Consider the following 16,456-nt stretch of genomic DNA (forward strand, 5'->3'; position numbering starts at 1 on the left):
TGAGTACTTTCTCCCGTCGGAGATGTCCTCACTACTAATCTTAGTATGTTTTTATATCTACTATCTTTACCCTTCCCCATATTTTCTAAATAATAGGCTAAAGACAAGTGATAGCAAGGTGACGCATGAGCCAATCATTAAGAGATTAAAAGGCTTGTCTGGAACTAGGAGCATCGAAAAGATACCTGTACCAATCGGCATAAAGAGAATAGCGACTGTAAAAATGATACCAAAAACGCGTCCTAAAAAGGCATTGTCCACATCTCTTTGGACAATGGAGAAAAATTGGATATTAAAAATAGAGATAAATAAACTAAACAAGGCTGGCGATAACGTTATCGCCACTATATGATGAAAGCTGAGGTAAAGTGGAAGAGATAGCATTAGCATAAGCCCTGACAGCATTAAAAATAACATCAAGCGCTTGGTCGATAAGGCTTTATTGACAAAACCGCTTAACATGGCTCCCACAAAACCACCTACTGCCTCTGCTGTCAAAAAGGTGCCGTAAAGCCCATCTGACAAGCCAGTAAACATCTGACTACTATAAGGCAACAGCAAATTATAAGCCGCTAGAAAAAAGTTGACCAAGGCTGACAGCAAGATAATCAGAAAAACGGGTTTGTTACGATAAACATAGTCAAATCCTACTTTTAAGTCAACAAAGGTACTTTTGAGAGTCATCTTTTCTTTGACTAGCACCTCCTCATTGATTGGCACGACAAAAAACATCAGCCCAGCAGCCACTAAAAAGGACAGACCGTCTAAAAGTAACACCCCATGTATCCCAATACGGTGATAAAGCAGAACCGCTACCATTGGAATACTGACTTTAATCACGGTACTTGTCGTTTCCAAAAGGGAATTTAACTTAGAAATGCTATCTTTATGGACAATTTCTTTAGTGAAAGCTTTATAGGACGGTCCAGAAAAGGCACTCATGAAGGCTAAAATGACATTAGTGACGATAATCGCATAAACCAGCCATTGGTCCTGAGATATAAAGGCAAGCAGGATACAGACAATGCCACACAAGATATTGCTTCCTATGATAATTTTCTTTCGTTTAAAGCTATCGGCAATAACCCCACCAAATAAATTAAATAAGACCCCTATCACACTTTCTAGTGATTGATAAATGGCAACCAAAGATAGTGACGTGGGGTTCAGCCCAGCCAGAAAGGTATTGTTTGCCGTATCAAACATAATATCGCCAATGCGTGATACCATGCGGCTAGTCACCATTAGCGCTATATTGCGTTTTTCCTTACTCATCATCTCTCCTTCTAATGAAATGCTTTTGACAAAATCAATTCTAGTCGATTATCCACAATGTAAGCTGTCACATTCAATTTACGTCCATTCAATTTGTTAATCTCATTAGCCGTTTCAGAAGCTGCCTGCTTCACCTTTTCAAAGGCTTTTCTAGAGATAACTCCTAAATAATCAACAGAAACAAAGACCGTATCATCAAAACACTTGACCAATTTTTCTTCCTCAGAATCAATCCTTGGAAAGTGTTTATAGCCAATAGCTTTCGGGTTAAACATATCTTTGCGGTAAGCCTCGATGACCGCTTCTAGCGTGTCTTCAATATCGTCATTGCCATTGAGATTATAGGTCAAACCTAGATGTAAATCACCTATGGTCGATGTAAAGTCCAAATCCCCTTGAAATTGCCGGATATTGTATATCAGATTGACTTTCACCTGACCTAAGTGATAGGGTTTTAAGAAATGCTGTCTCAGAAACAACAAAATCTCAACATAGACGCTCTTCGTTTCGGCAGTCAAATAATCGAGCGTTTTAAAGGTCACCGTATCGTCCAACTGTGCCAAAACTGTTGACACTTGCTCATCATCTTGGACATCAAATCGCTCAACAGCCTTTAACAGTGTCTCCCTATTATTTCTCGAGTAAACTTCTCGAATGTAAGAAGAATACGGTCTGCTAGTAGAAATGATGCCCAAAAGATACTTCTCCAGAACACCTAAAGAATAAGAATCACATATGCTATGGTCTATAGAATAGTGTAAAACCGCTTCAGTATCATCTTCCAAAAGGACAAACTTATACAAGAGACCATTATGTTGCTTGCTTAACCTTACCAAACGACGTAAGTCTTCAAAAATATCTATCCTCGCATCATCAACGTCGTATTTAGAGATATTGATAGGTGTATCAAGAACCTCAAAATAATTCAAGTCTTGAGATAAAACCGAACGAAACACTTCAATTTTAGACAGTTTATGGTAAATCTCTTCATAACTGATGTGATGTTTTCCTAGATAAATCCTTCCTGTTAATTGACTGTCAAACTGTAATGTCTGATAGATTCTAGCATAGAAAAAAGTCGGATAATGATAGTCAACATCTCTTATTAACAGAATATTTTGCAAATCTAACTGTTGCTCAGCTATCTCATCTGATGTGGCATCAGGTGATGACTGATGGTTTTCAATAAACGACGTTATTGCGGCTACAGAGGCATTAGCGTAGAGATTCAAACCATCTAAACTCATGTTTACCTTATCTTCTAACGCTAATAACAACTCTACCGAATTGAGAGAATTCAATCCCATATCCAGCAAGTTATCATCTGGCTTCACACATTGGTGCATAATGGATTCAACACTAGATTGCACAATAACCTGTATCTTACTTCCCTCATCACGTCTTCTATCAGCACCGCTAGCTTTTTCTAACAAGGCTCTTTTATCGACCTTACCACTAGGAGTCAACGGAAACTCTGGGACATTGATATATTTAGAAGGGATTTTATAAGAAATCATCTCTTTTTCCAAGATGTCTCGAAGATTGTCGATTTTACTGCCTGTATAACATAAAATCAGCATATGATTATCAAAAATGACCTCAATATCTCGTTTCGAATCATTTACTATTTTGGCAACAGACGTGCGAATCTCTCCTAGCTCCAAACGGATACCATAAAGCTGAATTTGACTATCCTGCCTACCTTTATACATAAGTAACGAGTCCGATTCTTCTACTATATCGCCTGTGTGATAAAAGACTTTACCATTGATTTTTGTAAACTTAGCCTTTGTTTGCGCCACGTCATGATAATAGCCATCAGCGACACCTTGACCTGCTATTAACAATTCATTATCAAGAATCAGGGTCTCAACGCCTGGCAAAGGTCTTCCGATAGGCACTTCACGTTTTGACCTGAAAAATGCACTCATCTCTCTGACATTAAAATAAGTAGCATAGACGGTTGTTTCAGTTGGCCCATAGACATTAAAGACAGTGACCTTTTCTAAGGTCTCCTCAACTAACTCTAATAATTCATACTTAAACGCTTCTCCTGCAATTAGCAGGTACTTTAACTCATCAATATACTGTCGTCCAAGAGCATCGTTGTATTTAAGCAAGACACCAAGTACTGATGGTGACAGCGCGACATGGGTAATGCCAAAATCATGGATTAAACGTGGTAATTCTTTGTAAAAAGCTTTATTGCTCACAGAATAGAGATAGACACTACCACCATGATACAAAAAGCCGAAAATCTCAGTTATGGAAACATCAAATGTCGTTCGTGTTGAAAACAGGTAACAATCATCCTTAGAGACTGGCGCAAATGATTGACAAGCTCTCATAATATAATTTAAATTCTGTGTGGTGACACAGACCCCTTTGGGCGTCCCTGTTGTACCAGAGGTATGTATGATATAGGCTAGTTGATGTTGTTTATAGTCCACTAGCTTATGCTTAGTAGCGAAAATCCTTGGAATGTCTAAATCAGAGTCAGTCTCGCTAATATAAACACTTGAAGGAAATTTTTGCCTAATGCGATTGATTGCTTTGATAGGACTACTATGATCAACTGGAACATAAACCTTTCCTGCTTTTAAAATCCCAAAAATGATAGGTAAAAGCTCATAACGATGAGCATAATTAACAACGACATAGTCTGACTCAAAGGCAAACAAAGAAGCAGCTACCTTATCAGAAAGCTCATCCAACTCTTCATAAGTTAGATTTTTCGTGTCTGAGTAAACAGCTATTTTTCGAGGATGATTGATGACATTTGTCTTTAATAAACGAATAAAGTCACTCTCTGAGTGATGTTGATAAAATCTGTTATGGATGTCTTTAGATACGCTTGGCGCATACCCCCAGTAGCGTTTGTAATCCTTAGTGATGTGAAAGAGTTTGCTAAAGTCAGTAAAGGTTTTTCCTCCCAAACTCTGAAATCTCTCTAGCACTTTTGCCCAAGCTTGACGACTATACGTCTCATAAGACCCGTCATCATCATAAACTTTGACTTTAGTGGTCAAGATATTGACAATGAGCCTATCCACAACATCTCTATAATCCCTCTCTAAATCAAATGTTTCCACTTGATGACTGTACTGCTCCAGAGCAGTAGCTATCCGACTATCACTCAGGAGTAGTTTGTCCTCATATCTGATGTCTTCATCAAGCACAAGATTATGTTCCATTAGAAAGCGTCGATACCTCTCATAAAAGGCATCATCAACCACTTGGTTAGTGATAACACAAATATCAACATCTTTGGTGTTGGAATGGCTCTCAATACAACTTCCATAAACGATTTTGGTCCCAGAAATACCTTCTTGATTGAGATAGTCTATTATGATGTCAATCCTATTCATACATAACCTCTTTTCCAATTTTTTCGATGTATCTTACAGCATTTTTCAAGTCTACATCAGTAATATCAATATTTCCACTATTATATCGAAGGACAAATCTGTTGACTCCATCTACACTGATTCCAAAACCGTGGAAATAATAGTTTCCTTCAAGCAGTATCTTATCGTATATTTTTCTATTCAAAGTGTTAACTTGATCAATTGACATATCAGATTTTGGAGCATACTGAAAGATAACAGAAAATAATATATCCGTGTTTGCTGTAAAGAATGCACTATTTTCAACCAAAATATTGTAGAATCTCTTGGCATTTATAATCCTACTCTCTACCATTTTTCCTATTTTCTGAATTCCAATTGTCTTCATAACCATCCATAACTTTAAACTATCATAAGATTTACTTCCAATAAAAGGAGTCGTTTTTCCAAAAGATAATGGATCATCCATAATCAAAGCATTAGATCTTGAAAGACTTGCAAAGTCATCTGTATTTTTCATAAGAACAACACTAAGTGTATATGGTAACCAAAGCACTTTATGAGGATCCATAGTACAACTATCGAAATACTTTAAATATTCAACTTTGTATTTATATTGATCTGAAAATTCTAACACAAATCCATGGCAGGCATCGACATGTAGCCAAATATCTTTGCTATAAGTATTTACGATTGTATAAATTCCTTCTAAATCTTCACAAGTTGAAGTCATTGAGTCACAGGCATAAATTCCTATAAAAAGTATATTTTCACCATGTTTTTGAAGTAATTCCAATAATGCTGACTGGTTAATCTTATAATTTTCCGTCTTACAGTATACAACCTTAACTCCTAGGTTTAACCATTCAGTTGCATAACTTAATGAATAATGTCCTATGTTATCTGGAAGTATTACAATTCTTTTATTAGGATATTTTCGTTTAGCTGCCATAAGAGCATATGTATTTGACATTACTCCACCAGTTGTAACAGCTCCTCCCAATTTTGTAACATCATCTATTCTATTATTAAAAGAATAACCTAATATCTGTCTCAACCAAATAATAACCTCAGCTTCAATTTCACTCCCCATAGGTGAGCAAATATCCTTATTTATGAGATTCTGTTGGAGAAAAACTTCAATTATAGCTGCTGCTAAACCAGCTAAAGAATTGCCTGTATCAGGAAATCCCATAAATTTATTACTCGAAAAATTTATATTTCTATCAATTGTACTCAGAATATACCTAATAGAATCATTTAGATTTTGTCCTAATTTAGGTAATGGATCAATTTTAATAACATCATGTATATCATTAGATCGTCTAACAATGGAGTTATCCGTCTTCCAATCAATAAGTGAACCAATCAAAGAAACTAACTCACTTTCAAAATAGTCCTTATTTTCTGAGTTTAGTAATTCAAAATTTTCCATAATTTTTCAATTCGTTAAACATCAAAGTCGCTAATTTTTTAGTAATCCTACAAACTATTCTATACAAATAAATACTAAAATCTGTAAATACACAACATAGGACTTACTCAAGATTAGTCTGTATACTCAAAAACTTACATAGGTTACCTACCAACAATAATAATGATAATAATGAAATTCAATATCATTATCGAAGTGTTTATAAACTTTGAAATTTTCCTCATAATCCTTCCTTTCCATTTTTATTTATTGTATAATATTTAACAAATAACTCAAAATTTGTTGGGAAAAAGGGAAAAATGATGACATCACAACTTGGGAAAACACTTAGAGACATTCGTAAGGGAAAGCAAGTCAGTTTGAGTTCTCTTGCTGATCAGCACTTATCCAAATCACAGATTTCTCGGTTTGAGCGTGGAGAGTCAGACATCTCATGTAGTCGTCTCATACATCTGTTAGATAAACTCCATGTCTCTTTAGATGAATTTCTTATTCTACATGAAGATAGTGATAGCACATCTTTTTCTCGTCTAGTTGCTTACATTCGAAAGCAATATTCGCTACAAAATATTGATAATATCGCAAAACTTCTCGATGACTCTTCGACTTATCGTTTAACGTCGTTTGAAAAAACGATGGTAAAATCCATTTTACATACTGTAACTAGTGATATTGCCCCATCTGAAGAGGACATACAACAATTAACCGATTATCTCTTTCAAGTCGAAAAATGGGGCTATTACGAGATTACTCTCCTAGGCAATTGCGTCCGAACGTTTAACTACAATGCCTACTACCTCCTCACTAAAGAAATGATAAATAATCACATCTATTCATCTTTACATCAAACCAATAAAAAATTGGTAGCCCAACTAGCTATCAATTGCTTGCTAGTGAGTACTGATAAAAATATCTTTCACCATGGTCGCTATTTGATTAACGAAATCGAAAAACTGCTGACTCATGAACTCAACTTCTATGAGCAGACCGTCTTTCTCTATGCCACAGGCTATTTTGAATTTAAGCAAGATATACCAAGTGGTATCGACAAAATGCAACAAGCTATCCAAGTTTTTGAGATTTTAGGAGAAGATCACATTAAATCACAGTATGTCGAACACTACCAGCAATATGTTAAAGATAGTAAGCACTAGGAGCTACTATCTTTTTCACTTAGCGTAAATATAATTATGTATAACTATTTTTTCAAATCACCATACAACAAACATAAAACTATTTTTGAAAACGTTTTTATGTTATAATGGATTATATGACAAAATTTTCTGATAATGGTATATACCTAAACGCTCTAAAGGAGGGATTATGACTCAAAAAGCTACTGAAACGAGGTCTTTGATTGTCTCATCAATCATGAATTTTGCCATTGGTATGGCAGGGGTCGTCGTCTATATCATGACTGACTTGAACTTCTTGCTACTAGATAGTGCTATATCTCTCATTGCCTTCGTCTCATCACTCGTTGCCTATCGTATTTCCCAAAATAGCCATCGTAAAACGGAACTTTTCCCAAAAGGTCTCTACTTTCTTGAGCCACTCTACGCTCTGATACGCTCTATGATTACCGTGGGCGTGTTGGTTATCACGCTACTAGAGACAAGTGCTGCAGCTTACGCTTACTTTTTTCACGGTGAAGGCTTTCCTATTGAGACAGGTATTGTGTTGCCCTACTCCTTTATCATGGTCTTTCTCTGCTACGGCCTTTACGCCTACAATCGCCACATGAATCGCCAAATAGGCAATATGAGTATCATCATCGAAGCTGAAAGTAAAGGCAATTTTATTGATGGTACTATCTCGCTTGCTATTATCCTCGCCATGCTCGCCTTATATGTCATTGATATTCAAGGACCGCTTGGTTTTCTCCACTACACAGGAGACTTTTTCATTACCGTCATTTTAGTGGCTTTTTCCATAGCAGAGCCTGTCAAAAGCATTATTGCTGCTTTTCATGAGCTAAATCACTCCGTTATCCAAGACGAGGACATCAAAGAGACGATTATCCAAGTCATTGAAAAAAATATCCCAACCCATAGCGAAGACTTTGATATTCATATGTTTAAGCAAGGCACGCATATCAGAGTTCGCTTAATCACCCTAACAGAAACCCAAACATGCTCGATTGACGAATTGATGTCGCTCAAAAAGGAGCTTTCTAACCTGCTCGCCAAAGAATTTCCAAGTGTGGATGTCACCTTTGTCATCTAGTTGCTACCTATCAAAAAAGCTATGATGAATCATCATAGCTTTTTTTGGTATGAACAGGCAAGCAAAGGGTTGTATCAGCCTAGTCTCCCTGATTGATTCGTTAGAGTCAAAAATAGACGTGATAAGCTTGTCTCAAGCTGGACACCGATACGATTGACTAAGGATTTCTTTTCTTGATATTTCACTAAAAAGACGTCCTTATCCTGAATATCACGTAAAATAAGATCGTCACTTGTGGCAATATCGTCAACAAGGTTTAGCTCCTTGGCGCTAGTACCATACCACGCTTCACCTGTACTCACACGCTCAATATCTATGCTAGGGCGATTGTCTTTGACAAAGTTTTTAAACAAAGTATGCACATCATCAAGCTCCTGCTGGAATTTTTCCTTACCTTCAGGCGTATTTTCACCCATAAGAGTAACGGTGCGTTTGTATTCCCCCGCTGTCATGACATCCACATCAATATCATGCTTTTTCAGAAGTCTGTGGACGTTTGGGACTTCGGCAACGACACCGATAGAGCCGACCACAGCAAAAGGCGCTGCGACAATATGGTCAGCCACACAAGCCATCATATAACCACCACTGGCTGCTACCTTATCGACCGCAACTGTCAGAAGAATTTTCTTATCCTTCATTCGACGTAGCTGAGATGCCCCTAAACCATAACCATAGACAGAACCTCCAGGACTCTCTAATCGCACTAGGACTTCATCTTCAGGACGAGCTATGGTGAGAATCGCCGTGACTTCCTCTCTGAGATGTTCAACTTGCTTAGCTAGCGTATCTCCCTCAAATTCAAGGACAAATAAACGCTTACGCTCCTTGTCCTCTTCCTTCTCATCACTCTCTTTTTCAGCCTCTTGCTGGCGTTTTTTATAGGCTTTACTCCCAAGTAATTCTTTTTCAAACGTTTCTTTTTGAGTCAACCATTTGTCAGATAAATCCGTCAAGGCTACTTCGCCTTCTGTTTTCTTGGTCTTTCCTTTACTAGAGAGACTTATCACAAAGACGATAGCGCCTAGGATCGTGATGACTTTTAGAAAAAATGCCGCATACTCCACAAATAATGTCGTCCACATACCAAACCTCCATAACTATTGTGACTTGATTTTATCATATCTCATGGCCTCTTTCAAGAACGCTACTATCAGCCTACAGGAAACTAACAATCGAGACGGGATCACTCATTAAACCGTTTCTCATACTTCCAGTTAAATAACCATTAGAGGTTGATTTTAGGAGCTTTTTGTACCTTAATATCGGAAAGGAAAACAAGTTAGTTGGTGTTCAATTGCGGATGAGCACCTATCTAAATCACAAATTTCCCGATTTGAACGAGGAGAGCCTGAAATCTCTTGTATTCGCCTTATTAATATTTTAGAAAAATTACACGTCTCTTTAGATAAATTTTTAATTTTATATGATAACGATTATGCTAATACAAAAACTTTTGCGAACTTAGTGCAGCACATCCGGAGAGATTATTCATCACAAAATATTGATCAAATTACGGCCTTACTTTCAGACTCTTCAGGCTATACTTTAAATTCATTTGAAAAAACAATGATAAAATCAATCGTACATACACTAGATGACAATATTATTCCAACAGAGAAGGAGCTTCTTTAGCTAACTGACTATCTCTTTAAGGTTGAAAAATGGGGTTACTATGAAATAATATTATTAGGTAATTGCGTAAAAACTATTAAATATAGCTCATATTTCCTTTTAACAAAAGAAATGCTAAAAAATTTGATTTACTCATCCTTAAATAACAAAAATAAGAGACTTGTTACACAACTAGCCATAAATTGCTTAATTTTAAGTATTGATAAAAAAGAATTTCATAATTGTGACTATCTAATAACCAAAATAAAGAAACTTTTAGAGGGTGAACTTAATTATTATGAACAGACTGTTTTTCTCTATGCTACTGGTTATTTTGAATTTTAAAAAAACTCAGCTAATGGGACTAAAAAGATGGATCAAGTTATCCAAGTGTTTGATATTTTAGGGGAACTAAAAATTAAATCTCAATACATAGAACATTACAATAAATTTGTTAAAAAGAGTTGATGTATCCTTACTTAAAAAATTTTTCTTTAGACTTCAATCTACCCTAAAATCAGGAATTTTCTCATTTGTTCTGTAAAGTAATAACTAATTACATTTACTTTGCATTTCCATATATCTCCCTCAAAAAAGGAACACATGTTTTTTGAAAAGAACCACTTATAATGGACAGTATAAAAAAGTTATATACTATTCATATAAGGAGGTTCTTTTCTTATGGCCAAAAAAGGAAGCAAGTTCACAAAATATCCACCCGAGTTCAAATTACAGGTAGTGGAAGACTACCTCAGTGGAAAGAACGGAGGAATGCCTTCTATTGTCAAAAAATATGGGTTAAAATCAGCCAATCAGGTTCTAACTTGGACAAGAAAATACCAAGAAGACCCTACTTTACTCACCCAAGATTTACGAGGTAGGAAGTCCACTGGTCGTCCCAAAATAAGGAATCTAGAGGAGTTGACCCTAGAGGAACAGAATACTTATCTACGAATGGAGAATGCGATTTTAAAAACCTTAAGGGCTCTCCTCAATCCGTGAGAAGAGTCCACCTCTATCAAGTAGTTGAGCGGTTGAAAGATGGCTACTCTGTCTCCTCTTTGTGTGCCTATTTCGGCTTCCCCCAGATCATCTTACTACCTTTGGTTAAGCAAAGGTAGACCGGAACATAAGCGGTTTGACACGAACTTAGCCCAAAAGATTACAGCTATCTTCTATGATACTCAGAAAGGCTATCGCTTCATTTCATATCAACTGAGAAGACACTATCAGCTTTCTCCCAATCCTAATACTGTCTTACGTTATATGCGTATTCTTGGTCACCAGTCTCCTATTCGAAAGAAGCGGTATCAATCTTGTACACAACGAGAGATAAATGAAAAGGTAAGACACGTCCACTACAACGTACTTGCCCGAAACTTTAAAGCTGAACGTCCTCTCCAAAAACTGACGACAGATGTCAGCTACGTTTACCACAAACAAGGCAGGATGTTCTTGAGCGTCATAAAAGATTGTTATGACAATTCCATTTTAGCCTATACGCTATCAGATTTCAATAATAACAAGTTAGTGTTTGACAATATAGACCAGGTCTTTCATGATTCCTGGGATTCAACCAAAGTCTGTATTCTTCATTCTGACCAAGGTTTTCAATATACCAATCAACAATATCTCCGAAAGCTAGACCAATATGGTGTGACCATTTCTCATTCTGGTAAGGGAAATGGTTATGATAATGCAGTATGTGAAAATTTCTTTTCCCACTTGAAGAGTGAGTCCTTGAGATTATTTCTTCCTGTGAATAAAGAAACTCTCGTCAAACAAATCAAGGAATACATTGACTGATATAATTACAACAGACCACAAGAAACATTAAAAGGTATGACTCCCATAGAATTTAGGGAAGCATACCTTCTAAAAAACTAACTTTTTTTACTGTCCATTTTATCTGCTGCTTGACATTTTTATTCCAATGCTTTTTTAAAGCCTTCCTTGAATACATTCGAGAGATTCCTAAGGCCTTTTTTAATACCTGTGTCAGGTATTTCTTCTTATTTCGTTGCCAAGCCCAGTACCGATAATAATACTCTTCGCCACTTCCTATCTGATTATCTGAAAAGGCAACACTTTTCTGTACACATTTTATAAAGTGTTTTTCTTAAGTGATGATCCGCTTAGCCATCGGTGTTTGGTAGTTGAGACTACCATGAATGCGATGGTAATTCCACCAGTGGACATAATCCTTAGTTTTAAGGGTTAGTTCTTCTAGTGATTGAAAGGTTTCTTGGTTGATAAACTCCAGTTTGAAGGAACGATAGGTACTCTCAGCGACGGCATTGTCATAGGGACAACCAGCCTGACTGAGAGAACGGGTGATTCCAAAAGCTTCAAGCATCTCATCAATCAGCTGATTGTCAAACTCTTTGCCACGATCAGAATGGAACAACTTGACCTTGGTTAGTGCATAAGGGATGCTTTGAATGGCTTGTTTAACGAGCTCCGCAGTCTTGTGCCAGCCAACGGACAATCCTATGATTTCACGATTAAAGAGGTCAATGATGAGACAAACATAAGCCCAGCGCCCATTCACACGAACGTAGGTCAAGTCGGTTACGATAGCTTCCAGTGGTCTTTCTTGGTCGAATTGCCTGTCTAGGCGGTTTGGAATAGGAGCTTCGTTCTTCCCTTTAGAATGCGATTTGAAGGCTGCTTTTTGATAAACGGATACCAAGTTTAGGCGCTTCATGATGCGACGAATCCGACGGTGAGAGAGTATGATGCCGTCCTTTTCTAAGCATTTCTTGATTTTTCTAGCCCCATATCTGGACTTGCTCTCAAGGAAAATATAGGTAATTTTATCCTCAAGATCCAGCCTCTGACACAGAATCTACAGCTTGGTAGTAGTAACTTGAGCGCGGGATGTTAAGCCAACGACACATAGCTGAAATGCTGTATTTCTCCTTGTTGGCAGTGATTACTTGTCTTTTCGTGCCATAATCACTGCCGCTTGCTTTAGGAGGTCTAATTGCATTTCGAGTTCTTTATTGCGTTTTCTGAGTTGAATCAGTTCCCGTTGTTCATCTGTCAGATTATCAACAGACTTAAAGGACCCAGTTGCCTTGGCCTGTCTGACCCACTTATCGAAGGTTGAAGGGGTTAATTCATATTCTTTGATAAGCTCACTTCGTTTCATTCCAGCATTGTGGAGGTCAACAATTTGTTGCTTAAAGTCATCGGTGAAGTGGCGACGTATTTTTCTAGACATATCTGTTCTCCTGTTTTCTTTAGTGTAGAACACTTTATAAATTTTGTCTAGTTTAGTGTAACCTATTCAACATTCTTACTACCTACTTTAGATAAACCGTCTGTTATCATTATGGATAATGCAAGGTTTCATAGGATGAGTAAGCTAAAAGAGTTATGCAAGGATCAGGGGCATAAACTTTTACCACTTCCTCCGTACTCACCTGAATTTAATCCCATCGAGAAAACATGGGCTCACATCAAAAAACATCTCAGAAAAGTATTGTCTAATTGCGATACTTTTCTAGAGGCACTTTTGTCCTTCTCTTGTTTCAATTAACTATACTCTCTCCTATTGGAGATTTCCTCACTACTAATTTTAGTGTGTTTTGTTGCACTTCATTTTACAATGCGAGAAACAAAAATTATTATGCAAGCTATATATAAGTGTGTTATAATCATTAATTGGTAACTCTATCAACAGTAATGGTGTACTAATTCCATTGACATAAATAAATTGAAAGACAAACTATAAGAGTTGTCAATAGTTTGTTCTAAATTTTTTTAAAAAATTTTTAGAACGTGTTTTAGGCACGACAAAAAGCCTTTTAAAACAGTAGTTTTAAAAAGTCTTTCATCTATGTTTTTGTTGGTTTACCTCAGTTTATCCTCATCAAAGGTTTCATTATTCTTAAGCAGATGAAACAATACTCGAATGAGTTTCTTAGCGACATGAGAAACAGCGACATTGAAGTGTTTCCCCTGCGCTAATTTGGTTTTAAAGTAAGCTTTAAACGTAGGGGAGTATCTAGCTGCTTTAATGGCAGCTTGTCTGAGCGCCCAACGTAGATGTGAGGAGCCTCGCTTGACCATTTTCCCTTGAGTATCCAGTTGTCCAGATTGGTAGATAGCTGGTTCTAACCCTGCAAAAGCTTGTAGTTGTGTTGGCTTAGTGAAAGTATTAATGTTTCTGATTTCTGCTAATATAACAGAGCCAAGGCGATTACCAATCCCAGGTATCGTAGTGATGACCGAGTTGAGTTCAGCCATCAGCTCATCAATCTTCTTTTCAGCTTGTTTGATGAGTTTTTCGTAGTGTTGGATGTTCTCAATGATTTCAACCAATTCAAATTCACGAGCCAAAGAAGCTGTGCCAATGGAATTTGGAGCTAGTTCGAGCATATCCAACGTATGTTTAGCTGTTAATCGTTTAATCTCAATAAGTTTATCAAATCCAGCAGTTACCATTTTCTCAGGAGAAGGGAAACGTTTGAGCAACTCATAGACATAGTCAGAGTGTTTAGAAACGACGTGATGTAGTTCAGGGAAAATGATATCCAAACACTTGGTATATTGGATTTTCCAATCTGATTGATGTTTCTTTAAACGATTCATGTGACGTGTCATAATTTTAAGTTCTTCTTGCTTGTTGTCATGCATAAATAAGTCCCGATTAGGGTCAGAAAGCAACTTAAGAGCTATTGTACGTGCATCTTTCTTATCTGTTTTCGTTTTACGAAGCGAGAGAGATTTTGTAAATTCTTTGATGAGTAAAGGGTTATAGGTGTACATTTGATAATTTTTCTGATGTAAGAATGTTAAGAGATTTAAGGCATAATGTCCAGTATCTTCCATGGCGATAAGACAGTCTTAACCTAGTTGTTTCAAGGTATTATGAAGCCGTTCAAATCCTTGTTTACGGTTTGTAATAGTGATAGGTTTTAGAACAGTTTTTCCTGTATCATCAATAACGGTCACATCATATTTGTTCTTAGCGACATCAGTGCCAACATAGAGCATAAGAGTACCTCCAGATATTAAGTATTAAGCCTACTTGGTATCCACTTACTTTTTGCCTTGTCACCTTACTGAAGATTAAACGTCTAGCGTTATCAAACTCATTACCAATGAAAACAAAAAGCTGTGGTTAGAGCCTTTCTGAAATCGTCAAAGCGATTGGAGTAATGAACTAATCCACAGTGGCTTTTTCCAAGTATAACACTTGGGCTTTGGCAGTAACTAACTGCACTAAATATAATATAAGGAGGATAGTATGACTGATATTGCTATTACGAGAGCTGGTCTTGACCAGCTAGAGACTATTCAAGACCTAGCGATGACGACTTTTCGTGAAACCTTTGGGCGTGACAATACCGAGGAGCAGTTGCAAGAGTTTTTTGATGAGGCTTACACGCTAGAAGTACTTGGTCAAGAGCTGAAAGCAGAGGATTCTGAGACTTATCTAGTGAGCGTAGACGGCGAGGTGGCTGGCTTTCTCAAGGTCAACTGGGGTGAATCTCAAACAGAAAAAGAACTTGACGATAGCTTTGAAGTGCAACGTATCTATGTTCTTCAAAAATTTCAAGGGCAAGGCTTGGGCAAATGTCTCTTTACCTTTGCGCTAGAGTATGCGAAGGAACTAGGCTTTACATGGGCATGGCTAGGCGTTTGGGAGCACAACACCAAAGCGCAAGCTCTTTATAAAAAATACGGTTTTGAAAAATTCTCAGAGCACCAGTTTGCTGTCGGTGACAAGATGGATACCGACTGGTTAATGCGTAAATATCTCAAGTAATAGAAAGACAAACTATAAGAGTTGTCAATAGTTTGTTCTAAATTTTTTAAAAAAATTTTATAACGTGTTTTAGGCACGACAAAAAGCCTTTTAAAACAGTAGTTTTAAAAAGTCTTTCATCTATGTTTTTGTTGGTTTACCTCAGTTTATCCTCATCAAAGGTTTCATTATTCTTAAGCAGATGAAACAATACTCGAATGAGTTTCTTAGCGACATCAATGCCAACATAGAGCATAAGAGTACCTCCAGATATTAAGTATTAAGCCTACTTGGTATCCACTTACTTTTTGCCTTGTCACCTTACTGAAGATTAAACGTCTAGCGTTATCAAACTCATTACCAATGAAAACAAAAGCTGTGGTTAGAGCCTTTCTATAATCGTCAAAGCGATTGGAGTAATGAACTAATCCACAGTGGCTTTTTCCAAGTATAACACTTGGGCTTTGTCAGTAGCTAACTGCACTAAATATAATATAAGGAGAGTTATTTTGTAAAATATGGAAAAAACTAAAGAAACGATACTTGAACTGCTCCCTGTCCAGAAGTTCTCCTTTGAATCGGTCTATACGGATTTCGTCGTTCATATCTCACTTCAACTCCCTTAATCGTTCCTGCCCTGCCTTCAACATCTCTTCCTCAACCTTACTCCATTTTCCAAAAAGGCCGTTTTGAAGAGCTTCTGCTACGGAATCTTTATCGATTTCAGAATCGTAGATACAAGTTCGATCTCTTTGATAAATCTGAATCCGATCAAAAAGTTGCTCTCTTTCTAACTCCCTT

The 16,456-nt window shown here is 37.0% G+C and carries 9 protein-coding genes and 5 pseudogenes; 7 read left to right on the forward strand and 7 right to left on the reverse strand.

Going from position 1 to position 16,456, the window contains the following annotated elements; genetic code table 11:
- Positions 1–66: 66 nt before the first annotated feature.
- Genes ACLN19_RS08230 through ACLN19_RS08240 form a run of 3 tightly spaced genes read right to left on the reverse strand, consistent with a single transcriptional unit; the run spans position 67 to position 6,057 of the window.
- Positions 67–1,275, reverse strand: coding sequence for an MFS transporter (locus ACLN19_RS08230; protein WP_413385235.1), 1,209 nt, complete (start codon positions 1,273–1,275; stop codon positions 67–69).
- A gap of 11 nt (positions 1,276–1,286) precedes the next feature.
- Entirely contained in the window at positions 1,287–4,643 is a 3,357-nt protein-coding gene (locus tag ACLN19_RS08235) for a non-ribosomal peptide synthetase (RefSeq protein ID WP_413385237.1), read from the reverse strand.
- Positions 4,636–6,057 carry a pyridoxal phosphate-dependent decarboxylase family protein gene (locus ACLN19_RS08240; RefSeq protein WP_413385239.1) on the reverse strand — a complete coding sequence of 474 codons (1,422 nt, stop codon included), beginning with the start codon at positions 6,055–6,057 and terminating at the stop codon, positions 4,636–4,638. Before ACLN19_RS08240 ends, ACLN19_RS08235 begins: the two co-directional genes overlap by 8 nt.
- A 302-nt stretch (positions 6,058–6,359) precedes the next feature.
- Here ACLN19_RS08240 and ACLN19_RS08245 point away from each other — a divergent pair, with 302 nt between their 5' ends.
- Together ACLN19_RS08245 and ACLN19_RS08250 are read left to right on the forward strand one after the other, a co-directional pair.
- Positions 6,360–7,211 carry a helix-turn-helix domain-containing protein gene (locus ACLN19_RS08245; RefSeq protein ID WP_413385252.1) on the forward strand — a complete coding sequence of 284 codons (852 nt, stop codon included), beginning with the start codon at positions 6,360–6,362 and terminating at the stop codon, positions 7,209–7,211.
- Positions 7,212–7,380: 169 nt separating this feature from the next.
- Complete coding sequence (locus ACLN19_RS08250; RefSeq protein ID WP_413385241.1) at positions 7,381–8,283, forward strand: cation transporter; 903 nt, start codon at positions 7,381–7,383, stop codon at positions 8,281–8,283.
- 74 nt (positions 8,284–8,357) lie between these two features.
- On the opposite strand, the gene sohB is transcribed toward ACLN19_RS08250, so the two are convergent.
- Positions 8,358–9,368: a protease SohB gene (sohB, locus tag ACLN19_RS08255; RefSeq protein ID WP_413385243.1), complete on the reverse strand. Its 1,011-nt coding sequence runs from the start codon at positions 9,366–9,368 to the stop codon at positions 8,358–8,360.
- A 181-nt stretch (positions 9,369–9,549) separates the two neighbouring features.
- Here sohB and ACLN19_RS08260 point away from each other — a divergent pair.
- From ACLN19_RS08260 to ACLN19_RS08270, 3 genes and pseudogenes are all read left to right on the forward strand, one after another.
- Positions 9,550–10,365 (forward strand): annotated as a pseudogene (locus tag ACLN19_RS08260) (helix-turn-helix domain-containing protein); the annotation flags it as partial.
- Positions 10,366–10,578: 213 nt separating this feature from the next.
- Positions 10,579–10,899, forward strand: coding sequence for a transposase (locus ACLN19_RS08265; RefSeq protein ID WP_413385245.1), 321 nt, complete (start codon positions 10,579–10,581; stop codon positions 10,897–10,899).
- Positions 10,900–10,938: 39 nt separating this feature from the next.
- Positions 10,939–11,703, forward strand: a complete 765-nt coding sequence (locus ACLN19_RS08270) for an IS3 family transposase (protein WP_413385247.1) — start codon at positions 10,939–10,941, stop codon at positions 11,701–11,703.
- Between the two features lie 313 nt (positions 11,704–12,016).
- Here the strand turns inward: ACLN19_RS08270 and ACLN19_RS08280 are convergent.
- Positions 12,017–13,123 (reverse strand): annotated as a pseudogene (locus tag ACLN19_RS08280) (IS3 family transposase).
- Between the two features lie 69 nt (positions 13,124–13,192).
- On the opposite strand from ACLN19_RS08280, the pseudogene ACLN19_RS08285 reads away from it, so the two are divergent.
- Positions 13,193–13,441: pseudogene (locus tag ACLN19_RS08285) on the forward strand (transposase); the annotation flags it as partial.
- A gap of 314 nt (positions 13,442–13,755) precedes the next feature.
- Here the strand turns inward: ACLN19_RS08285 and ACLN19_RS08290 are convergent.
- Positions 13,756–14,901: pseudogene (locus ACLN19_RS08290) on the reverse strand (IS110 family RNA-guided transposase).
- A gap of 253 nt (positions 14,902–15,154) precedes the next feature.
- Between ACLN19_RS08290 and ACLN19_RS08295 the strand changes: the two are divergent.
- Positions 15,155–15,676 (forward strand): GNAT family N-acetyltransferase, encoded by a 522-nt coding sequence (locus ACLN19_RS08295; protein WP_413385250.1) that lies wholly within the window; start codon positions 15,155–15,157, stop codon positions 15,674–15,676.
- Positions 15,677–16,263: 587 nt separating this feature from the next.
- On the opposite strand, the pseudogene ACLN19_RS08300 reads toward ACLN19_RS08295, so the two are convergent.
- Positions 16,264–16,456: pseudogene (locus ACLN19_RS08300) on the reverse strand (toxin PezT); the annotation flags it as partial.

This window comes from Streptococcus lishijunsis (assembly GCF_047290665.1).
In the GTDB taxonomy this organism is placed as follows: domain Bacteria; phylum Bacillota; class Bacilli; order Lactobacillales; family Streptococcaceae; genus Streptococcus.

Coding starts and splice junctions, on each gene's coding strand:
- sohB (WP_413385243.1), bottom strand. CDS start 9,368: ATGTGGACGACATTATTTGTGGAGTATGCGGCATTTTTTCTAAAAGTC.
- ACLN19_RS08245 (WP_413385252.1), top strand. CDS start 6,360: ATGACATCACAACTTGGGAAAACACTTAGAGACATTCGTAAGGGAAAG.
- ACLN19_RS08240 (WP_413385239.1), bottom strand. CDS start 6,057: ATGGAAAATTTTGAATTACTAAACTCAGAAAATAAGGACTATTTTGAA.
- ACLN19_RS08270 (WP_413385247.1), top strand. CDS start 10,939: ATGGCTACTCTGTCTCCTCTTTGTGTGCCTATTTCGGCTTCCCCCAGA.
- ACLN19_RS08250 (WP_413385241.1), top strand. CDS start 7,381: ATGACTCAAAAAGCTACTGAAACGAGGTCTTTGATTGTCTCATCAATC.
- ACLN19_RS08295 (WP_413385250.1), top strand. CDS start 15,155: ATGACTGATATTGCTATTACGAGAGCTGGTCTTGACCAGCTAGAGACT.
- ACLN19_RS08235 (WP_413385237.1), bottom strand. CDS start 4,643: ATGAATAGGATTGACATCATAATAGACTATCTCAATCAAGAAGGTATT.
- ACLN19_RS08230 (WP_413385235.1), bottom strand. CDS start 1,275: ATGAGTAAGGAAAAACGCAATATAGCGCTAATGGTGACTAGCCGCATG.
- ACLN19_RS08265 (WP_413385245.1), top strand. CDS start 10,579: ATGGCCAAAAAAGGAAGCAAGTTCACAAAATATCCACCCGAGTTCAAA.